Annotated in this window: 30 protein-coding genes, 1 tRNA gene and 4 pseudogenes; 26 read left to right on the top strand and 9 right to left on the bottom strand. The window is 42.4% G+C overall.

What is annotated here, in order from left to right; all coding sequences use genetic code 11:
* Positions 1–235: 235 nt before the first annotated feature.
* The gene (locus tag ACRWSG_RS06650) at positions 236–757 is read left to right on the top strand and encodes a hypothetical protein (RefSeq protein ID WP_054554188.1); all 522 of its coding nucleotides are present in this window, start codon (positions 236–238) and stop codon (positions 755–757) included.
* 42 nt (positions 758–799) lie between these two features.
* On the opposite strand, the gene slmA is transcribed toward ACRWSG_RS06650, so the two are convergent.
* Together slmA and coaBC are read right to left on the bottom strand one after the other, a co-directional pair.
* Complete coding sequence (gene slmA / locus ACRWSG_RS06645; protein ID WP_054554189.1) at positions 800–1387, bottom strand: nucleoid occlusion factor SlmA; 588 nt, start codon at positions 1385–1387, stop codon at positions 800–802.
* 112 nt (positions 1388–1499) lie between these two features.
* A complete protein-coding gene (coaBC, locus tag ACRWSG_RS06640) occupies positions 1500–2693 on the bottom strand; it encodes a bifunctional phosphopantothenoylcysteine decarboxylase/phosphopantothenate--cysteine ligase CoaBC (protein ID WP_462165928.1) in 1194 nt (397 codons plus the stop codon).
* A gap of 144 nt (positions 2694–2837) precedes the next feature.
* On the opposite strand from coaBC, the gene radC reads away from it, so the two are divergent.
* From radC to alr, 17 genes and pseudogenes are all read left to right on the top strand, one after another.
* Complete coding sequence (radC, locus tag ACRWSG_RS06635) at positions 2838–3512, top strand: RadC family protein (protein ID WP_138601269.1); 675 nt, start codon at positions 2838–2840, stop codon at positions 3510–3512.
* A gap of 273 nt (positions 3513–3785) precedes the next feature.
* Positions 3786–4022 (top strand): 50S ribosomal protein L28, encoded by a 237-nt coding sequence (gene rpmB / locus ACRWSG_RS06630; RefSeq protein ID WP_036973115.1) that lies wholly within the window; start codon positions 3786–3788, stop codon positions 4020–4022.
* An 11-nt stretch (positions 4023–4033) separates the two neighbouring features.
* Positions 4034–4189 carry a 50S ribosomal protein L33 gene (gene rpmG / locus ACRWSG_RS06625; protein WP_022946036.1) on the top strand — a complete coding sequence of 52 codons (156 nt, stop codon included), beginning with the start codon at positions 4034–4036 and terminating at the stop codon, positions 4187–4189.
* A 227-nt stretch (positions 4190–4416) separates the two neighbouring features.
* A complete protein-coding gene (gene rpsF / locus ACRWSG_RS06620) occupies positions 4417–4758 on the top strand; it encodes a 30S ribosomal protein S6 (RefSeq protein WP_036973113.1) in 342 nt (113 codons plus the stop codon).
* 67 nt (positions 4759–4825) lie between these two features.
* Positions 4826–5128, top strand: a complete 303-nt coding sequence (gene priB, locus ACRWSG_RS06615; RefSeq protein WP_036973732.1) for a primosomal replication protein N — start codon at positions 4826–4828, stop codon at positions 5126–5128.
* Positions 5129–5140: 12 nt separating this feature from the next.
* Entirely contained in the window at positions 5141–5368 is a 228-nt protein-coding gene (gene rpsR / locus ACRWSG_RS06610) for a 30S ribosomal protein S18 (protein ID WP_002962753.1), read from the top strand.
* 35 nt (positions 5369–5403) lie between these two features.
* On the top strand, positions 5404–5856 hold the full coding sequence (gene rplI, locus ACRWSG_RS06605) for a 50S ribosomal protein L9 (protein ID WP_054554192.1): 453 nt from the start codon (positions 5404–5406) through the stop codon (positions 5854–5856).
* Between the two features lie 303 nt (positions 5857–6159).
* Entirely contained in the window at positions 6160–6591 is a 432-nt protein-coding gene (locus ACRWSG_RS06600) for a type IV pilin protein (protein ID WP_327077894.1), read from the top strand.
* A gap of 5 nt (positions 6592–6596) precedes the next feature.
* The gene (locus ACRWSG_RS06595) at positions 6597–7049 is read left to right on the top strand and encodes a GspH/FimT family pseudopilin (RefSeq protein ID WP_054554194.1); all 453 of its coding nucleotides are present in this window, start codon (positions 6597–6599) and stop codon (positions 7047–7049) included.
* Positions 7046–7447, top strand: a complete 402-nt coding sequence (locus ACRWSG_RS06590) for a type IV pilus modification PilV family protein (RefSeq protein WP_054554195.1) — start codon at positions 7046–7048, stop codon at positions 7445–7447. Before ACRWSG_RS06595 ends, ACRWSG_RS06590 begins: the two co-directional genes overlap by 4 nt.
* The gene (locus ACRWSG_RS06585; RefSeq protein ID WP_063528379.1) at positions 7444–7968 is read left to right on the top strand and encodes a prepilin-type N-terminal cleavage/methylation domain-containing protein; all 525 of its coding nucleotides are present in this window, start codon (positions 7444–7446) and stop codon (positions 7966–7968) included. The genes ACRWSG_RS06590 and ACRWSG_RS06585 overlap by 4 nt, the downstream gene beginning before the upstream one ends.
* Positions 7961–9709 (top strand): DUF7305 domain-containing protein, encoded by a 1749-nt coding sequence (locus ACRWSG_RS06580; RefSeq protein ID WP_462165927.1) that lies wholly within the window; start codon positions 7961–7963, stop codon positions 9707–9709. The genes ACRWSG_RS06585 and ACRWSG_RS06580 overlap by 8 nt, the downstream gene beginning before the upstream one ends.
* A 142-nt stretch (positions 9710–9851) precedes the next feature.
* On the top strand, positions 9852–10403 hold the full coding sequence (locus tag ACRWSG_RS06575; RefSeq protein ID WP_054554197.1) for an RNA polymerase sigma factor: 552 nt from the start codon (positions 9852–9854) through the stop codon (positions 10401–10403).
* Positions 10390–10874, top strand: a pseudogene (locus ACRWSG_RS06570) (hypothetical protein). Before ACRWSG_RS06575 ends, ACRWSG_RS06570 begins: the two are co-directional and overlap by 14 nt.
* 11 nt (positions 10875–10885) lie before the next feature.
* Positions 10886–11827: a DUF4097 family beta strand repeat-containing protein gene (locus ACRWSG_RS06565; protein ID WP_462165926.1), complete on the top strand. Its 942-nt coding sequence runs from the start codon at positions 10886–10888 to the stop codon at positions 11825–11827.
* 292 nt (positions 11828–12119) lie between these two features.
* A pseudogene (dnaB, locus tag ACRWSG_RS06560) lies at positions 12120–13498 on the top strand (replicative DNA helicase).
* Positions 13498–14577, top strand: a pseudogene (alr, locus tag ACRWSG_RS06555) (alanine racemase). The pseudogenes dnaB and alr overlap by 1 nt, the downstream one beginning before the upstream one ends.
* Positions 14578–14582: 5 nt before the next feature.
* On the opposite strand, the gene ACRWSG_RS06550 reads toward alr, so the two are convergent.
* On the bottom strand, positions 14583–14822 hold the full coding sequence (locus ACRWSG_RS06550; protein WP_054554201.1) for a DUF2960 domain-containing protein: 240 nt from the start codon (positions 14820–14822) through the stop codon (positions 14583–14585).
* Between the two features lie 115 nt (positions 14823–14937).
* On the opposite strand from ACRWSG_RS06550, the gene ACRWSG_RS06545 reads away from it, so the two are divergent.
* The 3 genes from ACRWSG_RS06545 to ACRWSG_RS06535 are packed head-to-tail and all read left to right on the top strand — an operon-like array spanning position 14938 to position 16646.
* The gene (locus ACRWSG_RS06545) at positions 14938–15195 is read left to right on the top strand and encodes a YkoF family thiamine/hydroxymethylpyrimidine-binding protein (protein WP_054563401.1); all 258 of its coding nucleotides are present in this window, start codon (positions 14938–14940) and stop codon (positions 15193–15195) included.
* A gap of 20 nt (positions 15196–15215) precedes the next feature.
* On the top strand, positions 15216–15839 hold the full coding sequence (pnuC, locus tag ACRWSG_RS06540; protein WP_138616418.1) for a nicotinamide riboside transporter PnuC: 624 nt from the start codon (positions 15216–15218) through the stop codon (positions 15837–15839).
* Positions 15840–16646: a phosphotransferase family protein gene (locus tag ACRWSG_RS06535; protein WP_339981795.1), complete on the top strand. Its 807-nt coding sequence runs from the start codon at positions 15840–15842 to the stop codon at positions 16644–16646.
* On the opposite strand, the pseudogene ACRWSG_RS06530 reads toward ACRWSG_RS06535, so the two are convergent.
* Positions 16643–16826 (bottom strand): annotated as a pseudogene (locus tag ACRWSG_RS06530) (helix-turn-helix domain-containing protein). The gene ACRWSG_RS06535 and the pseudogene ACRWSG_RS06530 overlap by 4 nt on opposite strands.
* 219 nt (positions 16827–17045) lie before the next feature.
* On the opposite strand from ACRWSG_RS06530, the gene ACRWSG_RS06525 reads away from it, so the two are divergent.
* Together ACRWSG_RS06525 and ACRWSG_RS06520 are read left to right on the top strand one after the other, a co-directional pair.
* Positions 17046–17120: transfer RNA gene (locus tag ACRWSG_RS06525), tRNA-Arg, on the top strand.
* 61 nt (positions 17121–17181) lie between these two features.
* Entirely contained in the window at positions 17182–17403 is a 222-nt protein-coding gene (locus ACRWSG_RS06520) for a Rho-binding antiterminator (RefSeq protein ID WP_194442935.1), read from the top strand.
* On the opposite strand, the gene zntB is transcribed toward ACRWSG_RS06520, so the two are convergent.
* The gene (zntB, locus tag ACRWSG_RS06515; RefSeq protein ID WP_054554207.1) at positions 17398–18369 is read right to left on the bottom strand and encodes a zinc transporter ZntB; all 972 of its coding nucleotides are present in this window, start codon (positions 18367–18369) and stop codon (positions 17398–17400) included. The two genes, ACRWSG_RS06520 and zntB, sit on opposite strands and share 6 nt — an antisense overlap.
* Before the next feature lie 160 nt (positions 18370–18529).
* Here zntB and ACRWSG_RS06510 point away from each other — a divergent pair, with 160 nt between their 5' ends.
* Genes ACRWSG_RS06510 through ACRWSG_RS06500 form a run of 3 tightly spaced genes read left to right on the top strand, consistent with a single transcriptional unit; the run spans position 18530 to position 21021 of the window.
* Positions 18530–18952: an ATP-dependent zinc protease family protein gene (locus ACRWSG_RS06510; protein ID WP_054554208.1), complete on the top strand. Its 423-nt coding sequence runs from the start codon at positions 18530–18532 to the stop codon at positions 18950–18952.
* Positions 18953–19010: 58 nt separating this feature from the next.
* Complete coding sequence (gene rimK, locus ACRWSG_RS06505; RefSeq protein ID WP_054554209.1) at positions 19011–19916, top strand: 30S ribosomal protein S6--L-glutamate ligase; 906 nt, start codon at positions 19011–19013, stop codon at positions 19914–19916.
* A 46-nt stretch (positions 19917–19962) separates the two neighbouring features.
* Positions 19963–21021: a succinylglutamate desuccinylase/aspartoacylase family protein gene (locus tag ACRWSG_RS06500; protein WP_138601134.1), complete on the top strand. Its 1059-nt coding sequence runs from the start codon at positions 19963–19965 to the stop codon at positions 21019–21021.
* Between the two features lie 342 nt (positions 21022–21363).
* Here the strand turns inward: ACRWSG_RS06500 and ACRWSG_RS06495 are convergent, their stop codons facing one another.
* The 4 genes from ACRWSG_RS06495 to recQ form a co-directional block, all read right to left on the bottom strand.
* Positions 21364–21924 (bottom strand): mechanosensitive ion channel domain-containing protein, encoded by a 561-nt coding sequence (locus tag ACRWSG_RS06495; protein ID WP_095209703.1) that lies wholly within the window; start codon positions 21922–21924, stop codon positions 21364–21366.
* Positions 21925–21988: 64 nt separating this feature from the next.
* The gene (locus tag ACRWSG_RS06490; protein ID WP_462165925.1) at positions 21989–23704 is read right to left on the bottom strand and encodes a BamA/TamA family outer membrane protein; all 1716 of its coding nucleotides are present in this window, start codon (positions 23702–23704) and stop codon (positions 21989–21991) included.
* A gap of 67 nt (positions 23705–23771) precedes the next feature.
* Entirely contained in the window at positions 23772–24068 is a 297-nt protein-coding gene (locus tag ACRWSG_RS06485; RefSeq protein ID WP_462165923.1) for a DUF3630 family protein, read from the bottom strand.
* Positions 24069–24075: 7 nt separating this feature from the next.
* Positions 24076–25899, bottom strand: a complete 1824-nt coding sequence (gene recQ / locus ACRWSG_RS06480; protein ID WP_138601124.1) for a DNA helicase RecQ — start codon at positions 25897–25899, stop codon at positions 24076–24078.
* Positions 25900–26114 lie beyond the last annotated feature (215 nt).

Genomic DNA, 26114 nt, shown 5'->3' with positions numbered 1-26114 from the left:
GCTACGGGCTTTTTTCTTTCTATATCTTTACGTAATTAAGAAAAACCACTCCGCTCAACATTCAAAATGAATCATCATTCTTTGCTCTTTAATCTCGATTACCCCTTTAAGTTGTTTAACCATTCTCTGCAATCTAGGAATATTTCTTAGGCTTACTAAGAAAGTCACTCATTATCATAACGGCTTGTTCTTCATATCCTTTAAGTCTGATTTACTTTTGCTTAAAGGATTGAAAGTGAGTGTTATTGAGGGTAGTACTAAGGAATTTGGCAATACGACTATTCTACTTCATAGCTTGGGTTCTTCTTGTTATAGAATCGAATGGTATAGCCGGATGACGGGCGCATCGACGAGTTTAGCGAGACTCACGCAAGGCAAGTACGTTGTTATTCGTAAATGGGCGCAAGTTAAAAATATGGCCGATGTTTCGAGTGAATTTAGTAGTCGAAATAGTGCGTTGATACACTTTTTAAATAACGTTGATATTGTTAAATCCCATGATGACTGGATCAGTGCCGCTAAGCAGCATTGTCTAAATTTGTTTGTTGAAAATGAAGGGCTAAAACCAGTTACTAAAGCGAGTTTCCCTAAACCGAGGTTGCAAGGAGCAATAGGAAAAGAAGTTGTTGTGAAATCGAAATTGGGTGAAAGGGAAATTGCTCAGGGCTTACTATTGCAGCTTGTTGGTAACCAGGCCGAAATTCAATTAACTAACTCAAAAAAGAAATATTTTTCAAATCAAGTGTATATAAGGTAGGTATTAAGCTGGTAGTTTAACTACCAGCTAATAAAGCTTGAACTACAACCAAATCTTTTGTAACTCTGGCCATTGCTTTTCAAATTGTGCACTGGGTTTTGCTTTAAAGTCGCTGCGCACGAATTGGTTCATCTTACCTTCTACATAGGCGAGTAAGAAGTTGGCTAGGGTGCTTTCGTCTGACTGGAATGCTTTACCTTCGCGCAGTTTGCGTTCGCGTAGCACTTGCTTGAACTGAGTTTCTAGCTTTTCAAATAAGCCTTGTACACGTTCACGTAAACGCTCTTGTTCACCTTGTAAGGCATCACCGGTCAAAATGCGGGTAATGCCCGGGTTTTTCTCGGCGAAGGCTAACAATAACAGCAAAATATTGTAGACACGTGTTTGGCTTTCTTTCTCATTTTCTAAAATGAGGTTAATGCGTGATAACAGGGTATCTTCAATAAACTCGATTAGGCCCTCAAACATCCGTGCTTTACTCGGAAAATGACGATATAACGCAGCTTCAGACACACCTACCTCGGCCGCGAGCTTTGCGGTGGTGATACGTTGACCTGGGCTGGTTTCTAACATTTGTGCGAGTGCTTGCAGAATCTGCTCTTTGCGATTACTTCTTTTTGTCGCAGGCATGACCATTCCTTTCTTATAATTTATTACTTGCGCTGTTGGGAGTCAGACAAGCCATTTTTTGTGCAAATGAGTGGCTTATGTTAATGTTTTATTCAGTTTCTTTCCAGCATTTTTACAAACGCTTGGCAAGCTCAGTCATTACGCTCATGGCTAAATCTTTTTTACTTCCCATTGCTAAATCTAGCTGCTCATTGTGCCAGAAGAGTGTTAAAGCATTATGATCAGAATTAAAGCCAAGGCCTTCTTTTGATACGTCATTTGCGCAGATCATATCGAGATTTTTGTTCTTTAACTTACCTTTTGCATAGCTTGCAACATCTTGAGTTTCTGCCGCAAAGCCAACGGTATAAGGGCGGTTTTCGCTAAGTGCTGCGACATTAGCGATGACATCTGGGTTCTTAACTAAAGTAAGGGTTAGTTCATCGCCTTGCTTTTTCATCTTTTGCTCATGAATTGCAGCTGCACGGTAATCAGCCACTGCTGCACAGCCGATAAAAGCATCCGATTGCGCGGCCAGTTCCATTGAGGCGGTAAGTAATTGCTCAGCACTTTCTATATTAGTAAGCAGGGCATTAGCAGGTGCTTTAATTGTTACGGGGCCTGAAATCAGATTTACCTTTGCACCTAGCGCAAGTGCAGCTTCTGCAAGGGCATAACCCATTTTGCCTGAGCTGTGGTTAGAGATATAACGAACCGGGTCGAGGGCTTCTCGGGTTGGTCCTGCAGTAATCGTGATGGTTTTGCCTGCAAGTAATGGCTCTACTTCAGGTTGTGTACAAAGCGCGACTAACTCATGAGGCTCTAACATGCGTCCTGCGCCTACATCACCACAGGCTTGCTCGCCTTTACCTGGGCCCCAAATAGCCACGCCACGCTCGTTAAGTATGGCAAGGTTTGCTTGTGTAGCAGGGTGGGCATACATTTGTTGATTCATGGCAGGTGCAACCGCCACTTTTGCAGGGGTAGCCAGTAGTAGGGTCGTCAGTAAGTCATCTGCAATACCCATGGCCATTTTGGCTAAAATATTACTGGTTGCAGGGGCGACTAAAATAAGGTCTGCCCATTTGGCAAATTCGATATGACCCATTGCGGCTTCTGCTGCTGGGTCGAGTAATGAATCAGAAACAATCTCACCGCTTACCGCTTGCATAGTTAAAGGAGTAATAAAGTGTTTTGCTGAGTCGGTCATGACGACTTTTACTTCACAGCCTTGATCTTTTAAACGGCGAACAAGTTCTGCGCATTTATAGGCTGCAATACCACCACTCATACCTAACAGGATTTTTTTATTTACTGATTTTGTCATTACGTGAAATTTAACCTTTGTCGATATGGGCTAACGATAGCAAATCTTTACCGATAGCATGAAGTTTTCTTTTCTACAGACAGGAAAAAACTAAATTTTATAGTACAGTTTAATATATGGAATAGTTGTTTTAAGGATGAAGCAATGCCATTAACCGATTTACCTTTATCAGCAAGGCCGCGGGAGAAGTTACTTGCCCAAGGTGCCAAAGCACTCTCAGATGCAGAGTTATTAGCAATATTCCTACGAACCGGTGTGCCGGGCATGAATGCCATTGAACTGGCTGAGCATCTGCTCGATATTAATAGTACGCTGCATGACTTATTTAATGCATCTGAACAAGAGTTTTGCGCTCAAAAGGGTTTAGGGGCTGCTAAGTATGTGCAGCTTCAAGCAGTGCTTGAATTAAGCCGGCGCTATATGCTTGAGCAATGTAAGCGCGAGGCGTTATTTACTTCGCCACAAGCCGTGTATGACTATTTAACTATTCAGTTACGTGGCTTACAGCAGGAAGTATTTATGGTGCTGTACTTAGATAGTCAAAACCAGTTGATTAAAGACGAAGTACTTTTTTATGGCACTATTAATGCCGCGTCTGTGTACCCCCGTGAAGTGGTTAAAGCAGCGCTGCGTAATAATGCGGCGGCACTAATACTTGCTCATAACCACCCAAGTGGGGTGGCGGAGCCTAGTCAGGCCGATAAATTGATCACCACTAAATTGCAGCAAGCTTTAGCCTTAGTCGATATAAATGTGCTGGATCACATCATAGTGGGTGGTGAAAATTGTGTTTCGTTTGCCGAAAGAGGGCTTATATAGAGCCAACTGTATTAGAGAGTGTGTTAAAAATGAGCAGTTTAGGGCGATTTTAGAAATTAGTTTAATTTAAATGCAGTTTTTACTTTCCCTAAGGGCATTCGATCTTTATAATTAGCCGCTATCAAATTTACACATGAGCTGATTGGATAAGATCTGTTACTTGATCTTTGCCTGTATAAGCTGTATAAAGAGCGCCCTTCGATTTATCCCGGGGCACAAATACTGGCCTAAGGGAAAATTAAGCTCGAGCGAAGTTATTGGAGATATATAGACATGTCTAAAGTATGTCAAGTTACAGGTAAGCGTCCAGCGGTTGGTAATCACCGTTCACACGCGAGAAACGCGACTAAACGTCGTTTCCTACCTAACCTACAAACTCACCGTTTTTGGGTTGAAAGTGAAAAACGTTTTGTAACACTACGCACTACTACTAAAGGTATGCGTATTATCGATAAAAAAGGCATCGACGCGGTTCTTACAGAAATCCGTGCTCGTGGCGAAAAAGTTTAAGGAACTGAATCATGCGCGATAAGATCCGTTTAGTTTCAACTGCTGGTACTGGTTTTTTCTACACTACCGACAAGAACAAGCGTAACATGCCTGAAAAAATGGAAATCAAAAAATACGATCCTAAAGCTCGTAAACACGTGATTTTCAAAGAAGCTAAAATCAAGTAATTTTAGTTTTCAGAATTCAAAAACCCAGCCTCGGCTGGGTTTTTTGTTTTTAGCGTTTAGAAAATCTTAATAGAGCACAATAATCTAGCTTGGCTTGCTGTTTTATCTTGCTTAATTATCAATCTAAGCGTAAAATGCGCGCTCATTTCGGCTTATTAAATTTAATTCCTTGCCTTAAACCGACTGGCCGAAACGGTAGAAGGCTCTATTAACCGTAAGGAATATCCATGCGTCATTACGAAATCGTATTCATGGTTCACCCTGATCAGAGTGAGCAAGTACCTGGTATGATCGAACGTTATACTGGTTCTATCACTGAAGCTGGTGGTACTATCCACCGTCTTGAAGACTGGGGCCGTCGTCAATTGGCTTACCCAATCGACAAGCTTCACAAAGCTCATTATGTTCTTATGAACGTTGAAGCACCTACTGAAGTAATCAGCGAGCTAGAAACTACTTTCCGCTACAACGATGCAGTGCTTCGTAACTTAGTTATGCGTACTAAAGACGCTGTAACTGAAGCATCTCCTCTTGCGAAAGAAGAGAAGAAAGAAGCACCAGCTGCTTAATCGTTTTGAGTTCAAGCATGGCGCTTGCAGTTGAGACAAAAAGATGAGCCAACCGCTTAATCCTTATATGAATCAGCTGACACTATCTGGGGTTGTTTGTAAAACACCTAAATATAGTCAAAGCCCTGCTGGTATACCGCATTGTATTTTTGTTCTTGAACATAAATCGATGCAAGTTGAAGCAGACCTTAACCGTAATAGTTATGTCAGGCTTCAAGTTGTTGCCAGCGGCACGCCAATGCAACAACAAACTCAACAATTGCACGTTGGGCAACAAGTGCAAGTGACGGGGTTTTTAAATCGTCACGAAGGCCGAAACGGCTTAAGCCAATTGGTCTTGCATGCTCAACATATAGAAAGAATTTTTTGAGGAATTTTACTCATGGCACGTTATTTCAGACGTCGTAAGTTCTGCCGCTTCAAAGCGGAAGGCGTACAACAAATCGATTATAAAGATCTAGCTACTCTTAGAAACTATGTTACAGAAAGTGGCAAAATCGTACCTAGCCGTATCACAGGTACTAGCGCTAAATATCAGCGTCAGCTAGCAACTGCTATCAAGCGTGCTCGCTACTTAGCCCTTCTTCCATACACTGACTTACATAAGTAAGCAGCGGATTAACAGTTTTTAAAAGGTGTAGAGACATGCAAGTTATTCTACTAGACAAGATCGCAAACCTAGGTGGTTTAGGTGACCAGGTTGTAGTTAAATCTGGCTTCGCACGTAACTTCCTTTTCCCACAAGGTAAGGCAGTTCCTGCAACTAAAGCTAACATCGAAACTTTCGAAGCACGTCGTGCTGATTTAGAAGCTAAGATCGCTGAAGATCTAGCTGCTGCTCAAGCTCGCGCTGACAAGTTAGAAGCATTAGCTGAAGTTACACTAGTTTCTAAAGCTGGTGACGAAGGCAAGTTATTCGGTTCTATCGGTACTCGCGACATCGCTGAAGCTATTTCAGCTGTTGGCGTTGAAGTTGCTAAATCAGAAGTTCGTTTACCTCTAGGTACTATCCGTGAGACTGGCGAATTTGACGTAGCAATCGCAGTACACTCAGACGTATCGGCTACTATCAAAGTAATCGTTATCGCTGAAGCTTAATAGCAATATTAAGTAAAAAAAGCCGCACTTAGGTGCGGCTTTTTTGTGCCTGAAATTTATAAATTGTAGCATTTTGTACCGCTATTGCTTCTTCAGTTGCCATCCAATAGTATTGGTTTCTATATTTTAAACATACAAATACTAATCCTATATTATTACCTATTTTAAGAACATACGTTCTTTTTTCTTAATTTCTTTGTTCTTATTAGTATAATCGAATGAGTAAAAGTGAATTGGTTAAAATTGACACTGACAACGCTGTCATTTATATTGTGCTGGTTAAAAAGTATTAAGGGGTTAAGGTTGAGAAGTGCATTAGTATCACATGGAATGGGCAAACAAACAGGCTTTACACTAGTTGAAATTCTTATCGTGATCGCTATTTTAGGGATTCTGTATAGCGTAGCACTGCCAGCTTACACTGAGCACATGCAACGTAGTCGCCGTGCAGATATTCAACAAGAGTTACTGCAATACAGCGCCAGTCTTGAACGAATTTATTCACGAAATGGCGGCTACCCCAATGCATTTGCAACTCAAAATACTGACTATTACAACCTTACTTACACAGCAACAGATAAAGTATCAGGTGCTGTAAGCGATTTTAAAAATCGTGGCTACAGTTTAAAAGCCGCTCCTAAATCGGGTTCGGCGCAAGCGAGTGATCGCTGTGGTGACTTAACCGTTAAACATGATGGTAGTTATAGCGCTTCATTTAGTGATTGCTGGGAGTAACACAATTGCGTCGAATTGCAGGGTTTACCTTAATTGAGTTAATGGTTGTGCTGAGTGTTATTGGCATTATGGCAGCCCTTGCTTTCCCGTCTTTTAGTCAGCAAATTTTGCAAGATCGCGTCGTAACTACTGCAAATCAATTAAATAGTGCTTATAAATTTGCACGCAGTGAAGCGGTCAAACGCGACAAACCTATTAACCTAGTTGTTAGTAATAATAGTTGGCAAGTGACCCTCAACGAGGGCGGCGTAGACACGGTTTTAAAAGAATTTTCGGTCACAAAAAGCGGCGTTGCCGTCAATTTAGTCGCATTGGCCATTAGTGCCAGTGGCGAAGTTGATAAACAAGCTGAAATTTTAGTGAAAGATGAGCACACAAATACCACTGATTACGTGATGTGTGTGCTTAAAAGTGGCCAAAACTGGTTAGTAGAAAATTCACAGCGAGGATGTGCATGAATAAGCAGGCAGGCTTTTCATTATTAGAAGTGATGATTTCAGTGGTGATCGCTGGCATCGCATTATTAGGCTTGGCGGCAGCGCAGCTAAAATCGCTGCAATATGCAACCAATAGTTTTGATTACACTGTGTCACTTATTCAAGGGCAAAACACCATTGAGCGTTTGTGGCCGCGTATTTGTGAAATTCAAAAAACCAATACCGCACTTTTTCAAGACGCGATATTTAGAGCTTCGCTCGCGCCACAAGTGAGTGATTATCAGCTGACGATCCCAGCTACTTACAGTGATGACATGCAAATTAATGTGGCTTGGGTTGATAAACGCATGACAGACAATGCAGAAAATCAAATTAGTCTAAATGCCAGTTTTCCTGATTTAACGGCGGTGTGCTCATGAATAAACGCGTTCAGGGTTTTACCTTAGTTGAACTGATGGTGGCATTGGCAGCTGGCGCTTTTTTATTAGCGGGAGTGAGCTTGTCTTACTCGGCGATTAAAAGCACCATTGAGGTGAGTAAAGAGCTTGAAAACGCTCAAGAAGTGATTCGCTATACCAGTAAAGTATTCAACCGCAGCATAAAGCAAACACAACTAACACCCACCATCAGTGCAGATAAAAGCACAATTACTATTACTCAGCCAAGTGGTGTCATTGCCTGTGATGGCTCTGCGACAACTGCGCAGGTGGTTGAAGTATATAGCTTAAATGGTAGCAACTTAATGTGTTCACTCGATGGTGCTGCCTCAGAGCGATTACTGACAGGAATCGAAGCTTTGTCATTTGATATCGCCGGTGAGCTTGTCACAGTCACTGTAAAGCCAAATGATTTACCAGCTCAGTTCGGTAATGGTATTAACATTGATATTGCTTTAACTAATGCAATATTAGTCAAAGCATACGGAGCTGGCAGTGTATAACAAGCAAAATGGTTTTACCCTAATTACAGTGTTGATCTTGACCAGTATGGCTAGCATAGTGGTGCTTAGTTCGCTACGTGAAAACGTTGTTCAAGAACGTTTAAGTGGCAACTTTCAAAAGAAATTAAACAGCCGCTTAATGGCTGAAAAAGGTGTGTTTGAACAAGCTAAGTTACTGCAACAAACCTTGAATGATGAAGGTGTATTAGCGGTTGAAGATTTGATCAGTAAAACCAGTAACGCATCGGGCTCTGGTGTTATTGCTGATGATGCCATTTTTAATGCCAGTTTAAGTCAAAACGCTGCTGGTGAGCTTGAAATTGCAAGCTTGGGGCAACGATTTGATGGTGACGCGCAAAGTAACTTAGTCGCCCGTTTTGCAGTACAAGGCGCGAAAGGTAGTTCTGTTTTCACTAATGCGATGGTGGGCTGTAAGGGAGTCGATTTATCGGGCAGTGGTAGTATCGACAGCTATGATTCGAGTAAAGGCACCTACGAAGAAACAAAGTCGAATGATGGTGATGTTTCAACCATTGCTGGTGATTCAGATGTAGTGCTATCGGGTCACTCACCGATAAAGGGCGATGTAAAAGCGACCGGAGTTATTTACTTAAATGGCTCATCACCAATTATTGGTAATATCCATTCGAACTCCGGTGTTTATATCTCTCCTGGCAGTGGTTTACGTGTAGACGGTAATGTCTATACCCGTGGTTATTATACCCATCGTGGCGGGACTATTTCGGGGGTTGTGCGAGCCAATGGTGATGCAAAAATGCAGTGGTCAACATTCATCACGAATAGCCAAGGCGAAGCGTTGGATATTATGTATGGCGGTTCAGGCGATTTTAAAGATACCAGCAATAACCAGCAAGATGGTGTGCATTATAGTGATCGTAAATTTAACGTGAACCCGAATGTTGAACCGGTAACTGTAGCCGATCCAGCTGCACCTGATTATGACCCTACAAATCCAGATACCAGTTGCGACCCGTTAATTTTGCCAGAGAAAATGACAGGCATCACAGACCAAGTAAGCAGTTACAGCTCTATTTCGATTGGTCCTACGCAACAATTTAAGCTTAATACTGAAAAGGGCTATTTTAGTCGCGGTGGTAGCCAAGTTATTATGCCAAGCCTTGCTGATGTTTTCTTGTTTAACTCTAAAGCACAGAACCAAGCTAATGGTAGCAATAGCAAAGAGTATATTTTTGCTCTTGATAGACTCAAAATGACCAGTGACGGCAAAATGGAAGTTTCTGGTGGTGATGTTATTTTACTGATTGATGGTGACTTTTCGATGGCAGGGGATACCAGCCTAACAATCAAAAAAGACAGTAGCTTAACAGTGTTATTAACCGGAAAAGTCAATATTGGTGCAGGCGCAAAAGTCATTACTGAGCAAGAAGGATTAACTACTAGTGGTCATCCGTCGTTATCATTCTACTCATCATTTAATGGTGTAAATGGCGTGCAATTTAGCGGTGCTGCGAATTTATATGCGGCTATTTATGCCCCTTTGACAACGGTGAAGCTATCGGGAAGTGGTGAGCTGTTTGGTAGTGTACGTGGCTCTACAATTACCGCAACAGGGGGCAGTGGTGCTCACTATGATGCGGGTTTATTACAAGTACAAAATGGCGGCACGCCTGCTTCTTCGGCACGTATCGTATTTTTAGGTTGGAGCTACAAAACCGCAGAAACAACTGAAGAAGAAAGCGAAGCATCACCTGCCGAATAACGCAAATCCCCAAATAAAATTGTGTAAGCTCAATTATTTGTAGCTTACACAAAAAAATTTAATTTCATTTAAACCTTTTGAATCCCTCCTTACGTCTAATACACTAAATTCACAACAATAATCATAAAGGACAACATCCAGGATGTTGATAGATGCAGAACAAGCGTTCGCCCAGCAAAGTGAGCATGCCTTGATAGAGCGCGTAAAAAGCGGTGATCAAGCAGCCTATGCAACACTTTATGAGTTGCATGTGAAGCGGGTTTATAGCCTATGTTTGCGATTGCTTGCAGACAAAGAGCACGCCGAAGATGCAACACAAGAAGTGTTTGTACAGTTGTGGCACAAAATCGCGAACTTTGATGGACGCTCACAATTTTCGACTTGGTTACACAGTGTTACTAGCAATATTGCGATTAGCTACATTCGCAAACATAAAAGCTGGTTTCAAAAAGTAGTGAGTTTTGAACAAAGCGGTATGGATGAGCAAAGCGCAGCAGATTGCGACGGCTTTAACGGCCTTGACAAATTAGTACTGAGACTACCTGAGCGAGCACGTATGGTGTTTGTACTTCATGCAATTGAAGGCTATCGCCATGAAGAGATAGCAAGCATGCTTGATATGGCAGTCGGTTCAAGTAAATCGCAATTTCACCGTGCAAGGCAGTTATTAAAAGAGTGGTATGAAAATGAGTAAGCCAGAATTTGAACAATTTTTAAATGACTCGCTTAACCATAAGCAAGATATTAGCCCAGACAAAGATTCTGGCCCGGTGTTGAGCGAGCAATTGCAACAGGGCAACCAGAGCAAACTGAGAAGCCAAACCATGGCTGGAATAAACTCGCTGCAGTTGCCGCTTGTTGTATTGCCGCACTATTGACCGTACAGCTTTTTGTTGGCCAAGGTGAGCCAAATAGCATGATGGCAATGAGCGATTATTTTACTAAGCAAAAGCAAGGCTTGTTGGTGCAGTATCAAAATCAACCTGCGTTAACCGATAACTGGCAGCAGCAACTAAAAGAGTTAGAAGAAGCCGAAAGTGCCATAAAGCAAGCACTTGAGAATGAACCTGAAAACCCAGCTTTATTACAAATGCTGTCGCAGGTTTATCAGCAACAACTGGACTTAATTAACAAGGTGCATGCACCGAAGTGGCAAACGATTTAGGAGTGACAATTATGAAATTACTAGCCTTAACTTTAGGATTACTGCCACTGATGGCAATGGCAGGACAAACCATTAATGAACAAATTGATGTACCTGCAAATAAACGCATTTTTATTGAAAACCAACGTGGTGATGTACGCATTGAAGGGTGGGATAAACCACAACTTAAAATCGAAGGTGAGCTTGACGATAAAGCACAAGGCTATCGTTTAGAGGTTGAAGGCAGCCGTGTTGAATTTATCGTAAAAATGCCGCGTAACTTAGGTGGCTGGAATAGTGGTGACGGTTCTCGTTTAACCATTTACATGCCAAAAAGCAGTGAGCTTGAATTTGCTGGGGTGAATGTCACAGTTAGTGCTAAAGAGCTTGAAGCGGGCGCAGAGATTGATACCGTCAACGGTGATATCACAGTGCAAGATATTCGCGGCAACATGAGCTTTGAAACGGTCAATGGCGATGTAAATGCCCACGACTTAAACGGTGATATTCGCTTTGAAACCGTTAATGGTGAAATTAACGATAAAAACTCACAAGGTGCTTTACGCTTTACCGCGGTGAATGGCGACATTAAGTCAAAAACCAAAGCACAAGATGTGCGTCTTGAAAACGTAAACGGTGATATCGACTTTGCTTTTGATGCAATTAAAAAACTGCGCATCAATACTGTAAATGGTGAAGCAGAAGTACACATCAATAAGCTGCTAGCAGATGCCAATATTCGTTTTGAATCAGTCAGTGGTGATGCCGAGTTTTACTTCCCTGCAGATGTATCGGCAAAGTTTGAAATTGAAGCTCATGCTAACGGCAAAATCGTTAATGAGCTAAGCGATGACAAAGCAACGAAGGCGAAATACGGCCCATCTAGCGACTTAGAATTTAGTATTAACGGTGGGGGTGCTGATATCGAAATGGATACCATTAGCGGACGCATTGAACTTCGTAAACAGAAATAACGATTGCAGTTCACTCAATTACAATATTTCACTCAATTACAATAAAGCGGGAAGACTTCCCGCTCATACCAATCGTGTTAAGTTGTTGGTCTTAAATAGCGACAGATAAATGAAGTGATAACAAGGCAGAAATTTTGACATGTAGTTACTCTACTTTAGACATTTCTAACGCAGTTAGCGCTTTATTTAGCACGCTAGAATGACCAAATATTTAAGTCGATTGGTATTAACTATTTGCACAGCCTTAGCAAGTAGATAGAATAGAGCCATTCAATTTTAGTTTTGTGATGTTATGGCCAAACCAGATAAGCAAGTCGATACGTTAAAAGTCCCTCCCCATTCAATTGAAGCTGAGCAATCTGTTTTAGGTGGTTTAATGCTTGATAATCAAGCGTTTGACCGTGTTGCTGAGTTAGTGGTTGCGCAGGATTTTTATACCCGCACCCATAAGCTCATTTTTGAAGCAATGGTGAATCTTGCTGAAGGGGGTGATCCAATCGATTTGATCACTATTTCTGAGAGCTTAGAGAAAAACAATCAGTTAAGTAGTGTTGGTGGTTTTGCCTACCTTGCTGAAATTGCCAAGAACACGCCAAGTGCGGCGAACATTGATGCTTACGCGAATATCGTACGAGAGCGTGCTGTTATTCGTGAAATGATTGGTGTTGCAAACGAGATTGCAGAAGCTGGCTTTAGCCCCGAGGGGCGTACTAGTCATGACCTGCTCGATTTTGCTGAAAGTAAAGTATTCAAAATTGCTGAGCAGCGTAGTAAAAGCACTGAAGGCCCACAAAACTTACACAGTATCTTAGAAAAAACCGTTGATAAGATTGAAGAGCTTTATCAGTCGCCACAAGATGGTGTGACGGGTGTAAGTACCGGCTATACCGATCTGGATAAAATGACGGCGGGTATGCAGCCTTCTGACCTTATCATTGTGGCGGCACGTCCATCGATGGGTAAAACAACCTTTGCGATGAACTTAGCCGAACACGCCGCTATGACCCAAGACAAGCCTGTACTTATTTACTCATTAGAGATGCCTTCAGAGCAAATCATGATGAGGATGCTAGCATCGCTAGGTCGTATTAACCAAACTAAGGTGCGTACCGGCCAGCTAGATGATGACGATTGGGCGCGCCTGTCGTCAACCATGGGCTTGTTGATGGAAAAAGGTAAGATGTATGTTGATGATGCATCGGAATAACACCAACAGATGTGCGTTCACGTGCACGTCGTATTGCCCGTGACCATGGCGGTATTAGTATGATCATGGTCGATTACTTGCAGCTAATGCGTGTGCCAAGCTTGTCGGATAACCGTACCTTAGAGATCGCTGAAATCTCTCGTTCATTAAAGGCACTGGCAAAAGAGCTGCAGTGTCCGGTTATTGCACTATCGCAGCTTAACCGTACCCTAGAGCAACGTGCCGATAAACGCCCAATCAACTCCGACTTACGTGAATCAGGCTCAATCGAGCAGGATGCCGACTTAATCATGTTTATTTACCGTGATGAAGTGTATAACGAAGACAGTGCAGAAAAAGGCGTGGCCGAAATCATCATAGGTAAGCAACGTAACGGTCCAATCGGTAAAGTACGTTTAACCTTCCAAGGTCAATTCTCGCGTTTTGATAACTACGCGGGTCCAGCTATGGACGACGAATACTAATGCGCTTAGCCATTGCCGAAATCAACCTAAAAGCACTTGCTCATAATTTAGCGCAAGTGAAGCGCTTTGCGCCTGGTTGCAAAGTAATGGCGGTGCTTAAAGCCAATGCTTATGGCCATGGCTTAGTTAAAATTGCTCAATACTTAAATGATGCGGATGCATTTGCGGTTGCGCGAATAGACGAAGCGTTAGCGCTACGTGCAGGTGGACTGACAAAACCGATTGTATTGCTTGAAGGTTTTTTTCATAAAGATGATTTACCTATCTTGCTTGCCAATAACTTTCAAACCATTATTCATGATGAAAATCAGCTCGCAACGCTTGAAAAAACAAGCCTTGATGCACCAATTGCATGCTGGTTAAAGGTGAATACGGGGATGCATCGACTGGGTATTGCACCATCGCAATTTGAGTCCTTCTATAGTCGCTTAAAAGCAAGCCCGAATGCCCGTGATGACATTAAGTTAATGACCCATTTCTCGTGCGCCGATGACATTAATGATGAAAAGACCGCTCAGCAAATTGCCTTATTTGATTCACTGGCAGATGGCAAAAGTGAGCAGCATTGCCTTGCAAACTCTGCTGGTATTATTGCTTAACCAAAAGGTCATGGTGAGTGGGTGCGTCCTGGCTTGATGCTTTATGGCGTATCGCCAATGCTTAATGGTGTAGGGCAGCAGCACGGACTGGAGCCTGTTATGCGTTTGACTACGCGAGTTATCGCGATACGCGATGTCGATGCCGATCAGTGTGTTGGCTATGGCGGACGCTGGCATAGCGATAAACCGACTAAGCTTGCGGTGGTTGCGATGGGCTATGGGGATGGTTATCCACGCCATGCCGAGCAGGGCACACCTGTGGTTATCAAATCACAACGCTATGGTATTGTTGGCAGTGTGGCGATGGACATGATCACGGTGGATATTGGTGATAACCGCGACAACATAAAAGTGGGTGATGAGGTGATCATGTGGGGGCCAGAGCTTCCCGTTGAAGAGATTGCCCAGTGCGCAACAACTATTCCTTACGAATTACTCTGTAATATCACCCCACGAGTCAGCTACGAGTATCAAGAGTAACTTTGTTACTCTTTAATAAAATACACGTCACTGAAACCCATTCGTGCGAATTCTTGGTCACGAAAGTTACGTACCGCCGCAGAGCCTTTTGAAGTCATTTCGACCTGTTGTTCCATCTTTAAGTAATTAGTTAAATCAATGCCTTCAGCCGCTGCGATCGCATGGTACATATCGCGGTATTTATCTTTTGCAAAATTGATTTCGCGAGGCTGGTTTTTAAATTTGTAAGTGATGCGGCGTGCCATAATGAATCCTCAATGTTTATCGGGGCTGATTTTACACTAAAAAATAACTATAGCCATGACTTGTTAGTACAAGCGGGTTACAATGCAATACTTTTTAAAGACTCGGTAACTCATAATGAAACTTTCAGTAGAGATCAGTAAGTACCCACTACATCAAGACTACATTCCGTTTATCAAAGGTTTTATTGACCGTGTAAACAGTTATGAAGGGCTTAAAGTGATCACCAACACCCTATCTACTCAGATTTTTGGTGACTATGATTTAGTGATGTCTGTACTTAATACTGAAATCAAACGTTCTTATGAAGAGTTTGGTAAAGCTATTTTCGTCTGTAAATTCTTACATGGTGACTTGTCGCCTAGCGAAGACTAAAGCCAACAGTAGCGCGTGTTATGGAATTTTTAAACGAAACCTTCTCAGGCTTTACTGCCATGTCGCATTGGGAATATATTGCCGTTGCTTTATCGGTGGCGTATTTGCTGTTAGCGATTAAAGAAAGCTTATGGTGTTGGCCTGCCGCGTTTGTAAGCACCTTTATTTATACCGTAATGTACTGGAATGGCGCACTGTTGATGGAGTCGCTCCTGAATTTTTACTACATGTATATGGCGGTATATGGTTGGGTCGTTTGGCGCAGGGGCATGGACAATAAAGATCATCTGCCCATTATTTCATGGTCGTTAAAGCGCCACGCGGTGATTTTGCTTGCCACCTCACTGGCCTCAGTTGCCATTGGTTTTGTGATGACCAATTACACTCACGCTGATTTTGCTTATCTAGACAGCTTTACCACCTGTTTTGCGGTGGTAACAACCTACCTTGTTGCCAAGAAGGTGCTGGAAAACTGGTTGTACTGGATTGTAATTGATGCAGCATCTATGTATCTGTACTTTGAAAAAGGGTATTACCCAACCTTAGTACTTTTCGTGTTTTACACCATTATGGCCGCATGGGGCTTTAAAACTTGGTATGAAGAATACGAGCAGCATCAGGCTAAGCCGCTTGCACAGCTATAGATGAAAACTGAGCAACAAATTCACGCGCTTTTTACGCGCTTCAACTCACGTTTAGTTATCACCTCAATCAGTCCACTGGTTGAGGGGTTAAGCAATGATAACTACCTAGTAAAAACAGCAAGCCAAGATTTTTTGGTTAAGCACTATCGCGACCACTGGCCGGCGATTGGCCTTGCGGCGCAAGCGCATTTTGCAAAGCAAAGCTGCTGCCCAGCCCCACTTTGGTTAGAACAAGCAACCGACACGGCTATTTTCGAATACGTGGCAGGCAGCATTGCCAGCGGTGAATTTTGTAGTAGCTTATTGCCCGACTTAGTTAATTTACACCGTTACCCTGTGCTAACCGAGCCGATGAATATTGCTTATGAAATTAACTTCTACCAGCAAACAGCGCGATACCAGCAACACGCAGAGCTAATTAAGCAGTCACTGGCTTATATTGATAGTGCACCTAAAGACATGGGTTTTTGTCATAATGATTTAGTGAAAGAAAATATCATTGTGAATGAGACGGGTATGTTTTTAATCGACTTTGAATATGCCAAAAGCAACGATGTTTACTTTGACTTAGCTGCGCTGGTGGTGAGCTTTGCGTTAAATGATGAGCAGCAACTGGCGTTACTTAAACATTACCAAGCGTTAGTGTGCGAACATCACGAGTTTTACTTATCAGTTGAAAAGCTCGCGGCATTTCATGCGCTGTTTTTACTTTTATGTATTTGTTGGTATGAACAACGTGGTGCGATGGATAAAGTGGCGCCACTGCTAACACAGCTTAACCACTTCATAGAAAAAGCTAAAAATTAAAGACCGCCAATTCGCTCAGCAAGTTCTTTATATTTTTTTACATCTTCTTGTTCAAACAAAGGCTCCCCTTTGTCATCTTGTGATTTCGAGAATCAGTAAATGTTCGCGAGCAAGGCGCTTTACGCGTTCAACTTTTACACCCAAAAATTCCGCGACTTGCTCTGTAGACATTAAACTCATGATCAAATTCCCCTTACATGGCAATACTGCCACCTTGTTATTAATTTTATTAAGTATACGTTAATACCTTGGTTCTGCACGAAAGTGAAGTGTTTTAATGCAAATTGCTGAATTTGTGTGCATATAAAGGCCTTGATGCTAGCATTTAGCGCAAGATGCCATTATCATTGCCGGGTTGTCATGCTGATATCGCGAGTCAGTATTGATAACGACAAATGTGCTCTCGTGGTGAAATGGATATCACGTGGCCCTCCGGAGGCTAAGTTGCAGGTTCGATCCCTGCCGAGAGCGCCATTTGCTCTTCACTTTAATATCTTCTAAGCTCGATTTATTCCTTCAGCAGTCTCAAAAGCCAATGACTTATCAACCCATCGCCTGTGGCGACTACGATAAATATGAATTATGGTGCATGCATAACTCTTTATTACGCATTACCTTAGAATCTGGTGAGCAGTTAGAAGGTAAGGCAAAGACCTTGAAGATACTCAACTCCGGTGGCGAGCACCTGATTTTGGCAACAAAAAAAGGCGAACATGCCGTCCGCCTTGATTTAATTAAAAAGGTTGTCGAGCTATAGCCATTTTTTATTTTTAAAGTAAATGCCAATCCCAACGGTTAGCACCACCAAGAAAATAATAAACAAGCTAAATGCGTAAGGGCTTTCAGTGCCCGGAATACCGCCTACGTTTACACCTAATAAGCCTGTTAAGAAGCCAAGTGGTAAAAACAATGCAGCAACCACCGACATCACATACATGCGCTGATTTAGTTGCTCAGATACTTGGCTAGTAATTGCTTGTTGAATAATTTGCGCGCGTTCAATTGAGCTATCTAGCTCTTCTAAATAACGGATCAACATATTAGTTGTTTCGTTTAAGCGTGCCTTATCGTCTTCATCTAACCACTTATACTTGTTGTTTAACAAAGTAATAAGTGCTTCTTTTTGTGGCCGTAGATAACGTTTTAACGCGATTGTCTGGCGGCGAATTTGTGCTAATGATTGATGATCAAAGCCTTTGTTTGGTTCATCAATTTCATCTTCAAATCCATCGAGTGTGTCATCTAAATTGTCGATAACAGCTTGCATACGCGAGGTTAGGTTTTGCGCTAATTGGCACACTAACTCAGAAATTGTGCAAGGACCATTGCTGCCATCGAACGATTCAACAATATCTTGCACCGATAATAAACGGCGCTTACGTGTTGTGACCACAATGTTTTCGTTAATAAACAAGCGTAGCGAGACCATGTCTTCTGGACTTTGCGCTGGGTTTAAGTTAACTCCACGTAAAAACAGCATATTACCATTAGTGACTTTACTTAAACGCGGGCGTGTTTCATCGGCAATCAGCGACTCAAGTTCGTAATCAGTTAATAAATTACTTTGCTCAAGCCATTCAACGGCTTCAGCTTGACTGTAGTCCATGTGCACCCAAAGTTTTCCGTGTTCGGGTTGCCAATTTTGCAGCTCAGTACTATTTTCAATAGCACGTGCACCGCCTTGTTCGTCTAAGATTAAGACATGAAGTAACCCATTGATCATATTGAACTCTCGTTTTACAAATAGTGCGATATAGTTGAGTATATACATTAGTATAGTCAAGACTATATTAATGAAATCGATTTATCGAGGGGATAAATATATTTCGTTGGTGTTTCTAGCTCTGTAGCGTATAAGACACTTTTTTATAGAGGGCACATTAATGAGCGCAAAAATTATTGTTGGCTGGCGAGAATGGCTTGGCCTGCCTGAACTGGGAATAGAAAAAATCAAAGCAAAAGTTGATACCGGAGCAAGAACTTCATGTATTCATGCTTTTGACATTGAGGAATTTTCAGAAAATGGCGAAGCATGGGTGAAATTTACTACCCATCCTCTACAAGACGATGTAGAAACAACGGTAGAGTGTCGCGCCAAAGTAGTTGAGCGTAAGTATGTGACCAGTTCAAGCGGTCAGCGTGAGCTACGCTACTTTATTGAAACAAAATTAGTCGCAGGAACCCAAAGCTGGCCTGTAAGGGTGACTTTAAGTAACCGTTCAACAATGAAGTTTAGAATGTTGTTAGGGCGTACAGCAATGGAAAATCGCATAGTCGTTGATCCGGCTTTATCTCATTTATTATAGGAAAAGGACTTATCACACGTTGTTACGTGTATGAGTTTATCAGTTAAGGTTTTTAACTATGAAACTTGGTATTTTATCTCGCAACCAAAATTTATATTCAACACGTCGCTTAATTGAAGCTGCAGAGCAACGTGGTCACGAAGTGAAAGTAATTGATGCACTTCGTTGTTATATGAACATCAATTCAGAGCAGCCTGAAATCCATTACCGCGGTGAAAATTTAAAAGATTTTGACGCTATCGTACCGCGTATTGGTTCATCAGTGACCTTTTATGGCTGTGCGGTATTACGTCAGTTTGAAATGATGGGGGTATTCCCTGTCAATGAATCAGTGGCGATCACTCGCTCGCGCGATAAGTTACGTTCATTACAGCTACTTTCACGTAAAGGTGTGGGTATGCCAGTAACAGGCTTTGCAAGTAAACCTGATGATGTAAAAGATTTATTAAGCATGGTGGGTGGCACACCAGTGGTTATTAAGCTACTTGAAGGTACCCAAGGTATTGGTGTGGTATTAGCTGAAACACGTAAAGCTGCAGAAAGTGTAATTGAAGCGTTTATGGGCTTAAAAGCCAATATTATGGTGCAAGAGTACATCAAAGAAGCGGGCGGTGCGGACATTCGCTGTTTTGTATTAGGCGATAAAGTAATTGCTGCGATGAAGCGTCAAGCGCAAGAAGGTGAATTCCGCTCTAATTTACACCGAGGTGGTAGTGCGACATTGGTTCGTATTACTCCAGAAGAAAGAAGAACAGCGGTTGCAGCTGCTAAAGCGATGGGTTTAAACGTAGCGGGTGTTGATTTACTTCGCTCTGCACGTGGTCCATTGGTGATGGAGGTTAACTCATCACCTGGTCTTGAAGGTATTGAAGTTGCAACCGGCAAAGACATTGCAGGCATGATTGTTGAGTTTATTGAAAAAACAGCGGCATCAAAAAGAACTGCAACGCGTGGTAAAGGTTAAGCCTTTACCCATAGGAAAATAAGCGCTCTATTAAAAGGAAAAGTGCGTGGCTAAGGTTAAGAAAAATACACCGTTTTCAATTTTAGGCGATACGGTTGGTGTTGGCGAACGTAAAACATTTGCGATTGAAGCTGCCAAGCTTTACACCCACTCGCCGTTAAATATTCCAATTGAAGTCGTCAATGGTGTGCAGCAAGGGCCTGTATTAATGGTATGTGCTGCAATTCACGGTGATGAGCTCAATGGTGTTGAGGTTGTTAGGCAGTTGCTTGCTAAAATCGATCCAGAGCAATTGCGCGGTACTATTATTGCGGTACCGATTGTGAATGTGTTTGGCTTTATTCACAAGTCACGCTATTTACCAGACCGCCGTGACATGAACCGCAGTTTTCCGGGCTCAACACGAGGCTCGTTAGCAGGGCGAATGGCGAATGCGTTTTTTACTCAGGTGGCAATGCATTGTACGCATATTATTGATTTGCACACAGGTGCAATTCACCGAACTAACTTGCCACAAATTCGTGCCAATTTGAGCGACCCTGCAACGGCGGCTATGGCAAAAGCGTTTGGTACTCCAGCGGTGATTGACGCGTCACTTCGTAATGGCTCATTGCGCAGTGAAGCGGCCAATTTAGGAATACCCGTTATTACCTATGAAGCCGGCGAAGCGCTACGCTTTGACCCAATAGCCATTGCAGCTGGTGTGCAAGGTGTTGACTATGTCATGCGCCATTTAAAAATGGTGCGTGGCAAGCGTGCTAAAAAGCTACCAGAGCCGATTATTGCAAGCTCGACGAGTTGGGTACGCGCTGAAGTTGACGGTATTGTTCGTGCACAAGTGTCACTCGGTGAGCGAGTAATGAAAGGGCAGGTTCTAGCTTATATTAGCAGCCCTCTTGGTGATGCTGAGCTTGAGTTACTAGCGCCGCGCAGCGGTATTGTCATTGGTCAACAAACCATGCCGCTGGTAAACGAGGGGGATGCCGTATTCCATCTTGCTTACTTTGCTCACGCAAACAGCTTAGTTGAACAACAGCTCGAAAACTTTATTGATGAAATAAGTGATATTGAAGACGAGTTAAAAACCGCAGAATTAAATAACTAATACCCTATTCTGTAATTCAAAAAGCCAAACTACCTGTTTGGCTTTTTTGTATCCGCCTGCCCCCATCTAATACTTGACCTTAGAGCAAGTACAAGGTTTATAGTTTTTTTACTTACTTAATTGTCGTAAGAATGACTAAAGGATCAAAGATGAAAATTTTTCTATTTTATACAGGCTTATGCACGCTTGCTATTTCACTTACGCACGGCTTTTTTACTGAGCAAAGTGTTGTTCACATTGTGTTATTTCACCCTTTAGTCATTTTATTTAGTTTTATATTAATCGCCTATGGAAGCAGAAAAAAAACACCTCTTTAGCAAGCATCTCGTTAACTTTAAGTCGTTACTTTTTTGGACCTAAAATACGTTTTATGGTTGGCGCTTTGGTTGCCGTAGGTGGGTTTTTTAGGACCATCACAGGGCGGGTAACAAAGATGTTGTTTGGGTAAATCACTTTGTGACCATCAACGTGTTCAAGTACCACGTTCATTAGTCCCATTTCGATAATGCGGCCTTCTAAGAAGTTTGCACCATCAATTACTCTCACCCAAAAGCCAACGCGGCAGTCGTTTTGAATAAACATCAACAAGAAGGCTGTTAGGTTACTTAGTAACGACCAGGCTGCAAAAAGCGCGACACCTAGCATGGCAAAAATGGATGAGCCAAGTACTAGTAAGCCGCGTAGCTCTATACCCCAAAAAACCAATACTAAACACAGCATGACAATGGCAAGAATGATATTGAGCAACAGCTCAGCACGGTATTCACGATGCGGATCAGCTTTGCCTTTAATTGCTTTTAACAGCAGTTTTTTGGTGGTTTTACGAAGCAGCGGGTAAAGCAAAACCGCGATAACAGTCACGATTAAATGATATTGCTCGTTAAAGAATTCGACGAAGTCCAAAAGGGTTCCTAAGTTAATACTTTACGTTTCGATTTTAGCTTTTTAGCTAAACAATAACACTACTTTAAAAGGTATTTTTAACCGTTACTAGCCACTGCACAGAGTCGATATCATCATCTTGTTTGTTAATTGGTGCGGCAATATCTAGGTGAATTACCGTACCGGCATTGGCACGGCTTGGCGCTAAGCGAAGGCCCACTCCCACATTTTGCAGCACGTTACCGTTATCGCCATTATCTTTGTTGTTATACCAAGCTCTACCAATATCATAAAACGCGGCACCACCCACTTTAAACAATTGCAGTAAGTCATATTCCCAGTAGTAGCGCTTCTCTAAAGTCACTAAAAAGCTGCGGTCGCCAACTTGGTAGTCAAGCGGGTATCCACGCAAACCATTCTCCCCACCAATCGTGAGTTGCTTATCAGCAGTGAGATTTTCTGCATATTGTAGGCGGGCTTTGGCATACCAGCTTTGTCTTAGTGTGGTATTGAGGTAATACTGTAACTGCGTGCTGGCAAACAGGTTTTCGACGTCATCGGTTTCTTCATTCCAGTAGCCATCTAGGTCTGCTTTAAAGCGCCACAATTGGTTGTCTCCAGAGTAATGCGCCTTTGATAAAGATAACGAATAAATAGTACGGCTGGCATCGTCGCTAAAGTCTTTACTCGAATAACCGAGTAAAGCGCGGATATTCCAACCGAGGTTTAAATCTTCTGTTCGGTAGATGCTATCGAAATTTCTAACCTTAACGTAGTGATCTTCAAACCATTGACCACTAACGTAAGGGTAACTCAGCGTTCTATCTTCAGCGATAGGTAAATTCGTTAATGATATGGCCTTGAAAGTATCCTTACGATTTTCTACCCCGAGTTTGATACGCTGAGTCCAGCTATTGCCAAGTTGTGATGAGTGACCAAAGTAAGCACGGTTTAATATGGTCTTTTGCTCAAATTCGCTAACTACATCACCACGGTAGTAAAGAGATTCTCTGCGCTGGTCAGAGTAACTTGTAACACCGTAACTGTAGGGCGTATCGATTGAGAAAAACGGGTAGCTGACATCGAGGTAATGACGTTTACCGTCATCATTGTCTGAGTATTCTAAACGGCCTTGATAACGGCTAGAGAATATATGTGGATCGTCATACACAAATAGGTAACCAGTGCGATCAGCATCACGGGTGCGACTAAACGACACACGTTTACCCCAGCCTAAAAAGTTTGACTCGCGAAAGCCAATACTCGACTCATTCTCACCGCCGCTACGGCTAAAGCTTATTTCTGGTAATAAAGTCCACAGATCGCGCGTAATTACTTTTACATGGACGTTGCCATCACAATCGAGCTTTGCGTTGATACGTGCATCATATAAATAGCCTTGTTTACGCAGTAACCGCTCTGACTCTAGTAATTTACGTGGATTGTAAACATCACCTTCTTCGAACAATAAAACGCTGTGTATTACTTCTGGCTCAGTCGTCATGTGAGCGCGATTGGCAAACCGGAATAAAAAATTATTTTCTTCTTCTAGCTCAGTGTTAAAGACGTTTAGCTGTTCAAGTTCAATGGCGACTATTTTACGGTTATTAGCAGCATCGGGAAGTGGATTATCTGCATCGAGTTGGCGGCGTAAGTTATTATCTTGCGATTTAAGCGTGCGCTGGTTTTGACAATAATTATTATCGTCAGTGAATTGCTGTTCTGCATGAACATTGGCTGCTATGCAGATTGGTAATAGTGTTATTAGCCTAGCAACAAAGTGCGACTGCTTAAATCCCATTTACACCCTTAGTTGAGTATGTCCTGTGCAACTACTACATACTAAGCGTGGAAAAAAGTCTAGCTTATTATTGTAATTGCATGACTAAATATTGATAAAGTTGCGGTAAAACTGCACTAACATCAATGCCTTCAGCATTAATCCAAATACTTTCACTGTAATGTTCAAAGTTTAGATTAAAACTATGATCTGTAAAGTGAAAGCGTAATTGATGACGATCAGCGCCAGCATCAAAGTCGGCGGTTGTTATTGCTGGAGCGTGTAAGAAAAGGGTTGCCCAAAGTTCAAAGTCTTCGTCGTGTGGAAGCTCACTTGACGTTATGAGAATGATTTCATGCTCAGCATCATAGCTTAGTTCAGTCATAGCAGTCCTAATTAGCGGCAAGATAGTCGCGAATGGTATTTAAAAACGGTTCGCCGTACTTATTGAGCTTAGTGAAACCAACACCTGATACCTTCAAAAACTCACTGTCATTGGTTGGCATGAGCTGCGCCATTTCAGCGAGAGTTTTATCATTGAATACCACATAAGGTGGTACATCATCAGCATCTGCCAACTCTTTACGTAAGGCACGTAATTTTGCAAACAGCTTTTTATCGTAATTAAACTGAGCAAGTTTATCTTGGTAAACGTGCTTAGCTTGTAGGCGAGGTTCAGCAAGTTGCAGTGCATACTCACTTTTAAGCACCGCACGGGCGGCTTCGGTTAAGCGTAATGAAGAGCCTTGGGTAATATCTTGGCTTAATAACCCTTGATGGATAAGCTGCCTTAAAATACTTAGCCAGAACTCCACACTATGCTCTTTTCCTATGCCATAGGTGCTTAGCTGGTGGTGATTGTTATCACGAATACGGCTAGTGTTTGCGCCGCGCAGTAACTCAACAATATAGCCAATACCAAAACGTTGTTCTGCACGATACACACACGAGAGAGCTTGTTGTGCGACAAGTGTGCCATCAAAGCTAGTCGGTGGGTTTAAGCAAATATCACAGTTACCACAGGTTTCGCGCTTATATTCACTAAAGTAATTTAGCAAAATTTGTCTGCGGCATGTTTGTGCTTCGGCAAAGCTGGCCATAGCATTAAAGCGTTGCTCTTCAACACGACGCCGTTGCTCGTCTTCAATATCTTCAAAAAAGCGGCGTACGCGACCAATATCGGCCGGATCAAAATACATTATCGCTTCTGCAGCCAGACCATCACGACCTGCACGACCGGTCTCTTGGTAGTAAGCCTCAATGCTTTTTGGAATATCGTAATGCACCACAAAACGTACGTTTGGTTTATTAATCCCCATGCCAAAGGCAACGGTCGCAACCACAATTTGAATATCGTCACGGGCAAAGCCCGATTGCACAAATTGGCGTTGTTCATTGCTCATACCTGCATGGTAGGCGGCGGCATTAAACCCTGCGTCAGCAAGTTTTTCGGCTACATCATCAACCCGTTTTCGGCTGGTGCAATAAATAATGCCGCTTTGATTTTGCTGCTCTTTTAAATATCGAAGCAGCTGTACCATAGGTTTGAATTTTTCTTCTATGGTGTAACGAATGTTAGGTCTATCGAAGCTACCAGTGTGCACGTAAGGGTGGTTAAGCTGAAGCTGTTCAATAATATCGTAACGAGTTGCTTTATCTGCCGTTGCTGTAAGGGCCATCATGGGCACGTGCATAAAGCGTTGCTTTAACTCGTTGAGCCGACAGTAATGCGGCCTAAAGTCATGCCCCCAATGCGACACACAGTGAGCTTCATCAATAGCAAAAAGTGCGAGTTTAAGATGACTCAAGCGCTCTAAAAATTCGTGTTGTAATACTTTTTCTGGTGCAACATATAACAGCTTAATTTGGCCGTAGTGTAATTGTTGATAGACAGCTTGTTGCTCTTCAAAAGGCAGGCTGTTATTGATGTAGGCCGCTTGCACGCCGAGCGCTCTTAGTTGGGCAACTTGGTCTTGCATCAAGGATATAAGCGGCGAGATAACCACAGTAACACCATCAAGGATCAAAGCGGGTACTTGATAGCATAATGATTTGCCTCCACCCGTTGGTAGAAGTACAAGCGAGTCTTGGCCGTCTAGCGCTGCGGCTATAATCGCTTCTTGGCCATCACGAAAGTCCTTGTAACCAAACACTTGTTTGAGTACGGCTTGTGGTGATCGAACGGGTGTGTTGGACATTGCGGTATTGGTATTCATCGCCGAGCATTTTAGTGGTTTTTTATAGCGATGTCTTTAGCAATATACCCAAACTATCTCAAAATGCAGAATTCAGCGTTTCACAGGAGCTTAATGTCACGGCGTTACTTTGCAACAATGGCAGTCCCTTTTAAGAAGTAAATACATGGGCTTATTTAGCGTGTTTTGGTTGCGTCACTGTTTAGGGGGCGTAAAATAGCGCTTTTAAACTATAA

Source organism: Pseudoalteromonas sp. GB43, assembly GCF_054923805.1.
This window is presented reverse-complemented; position numbering and strand designations above follow the sequence as displayed.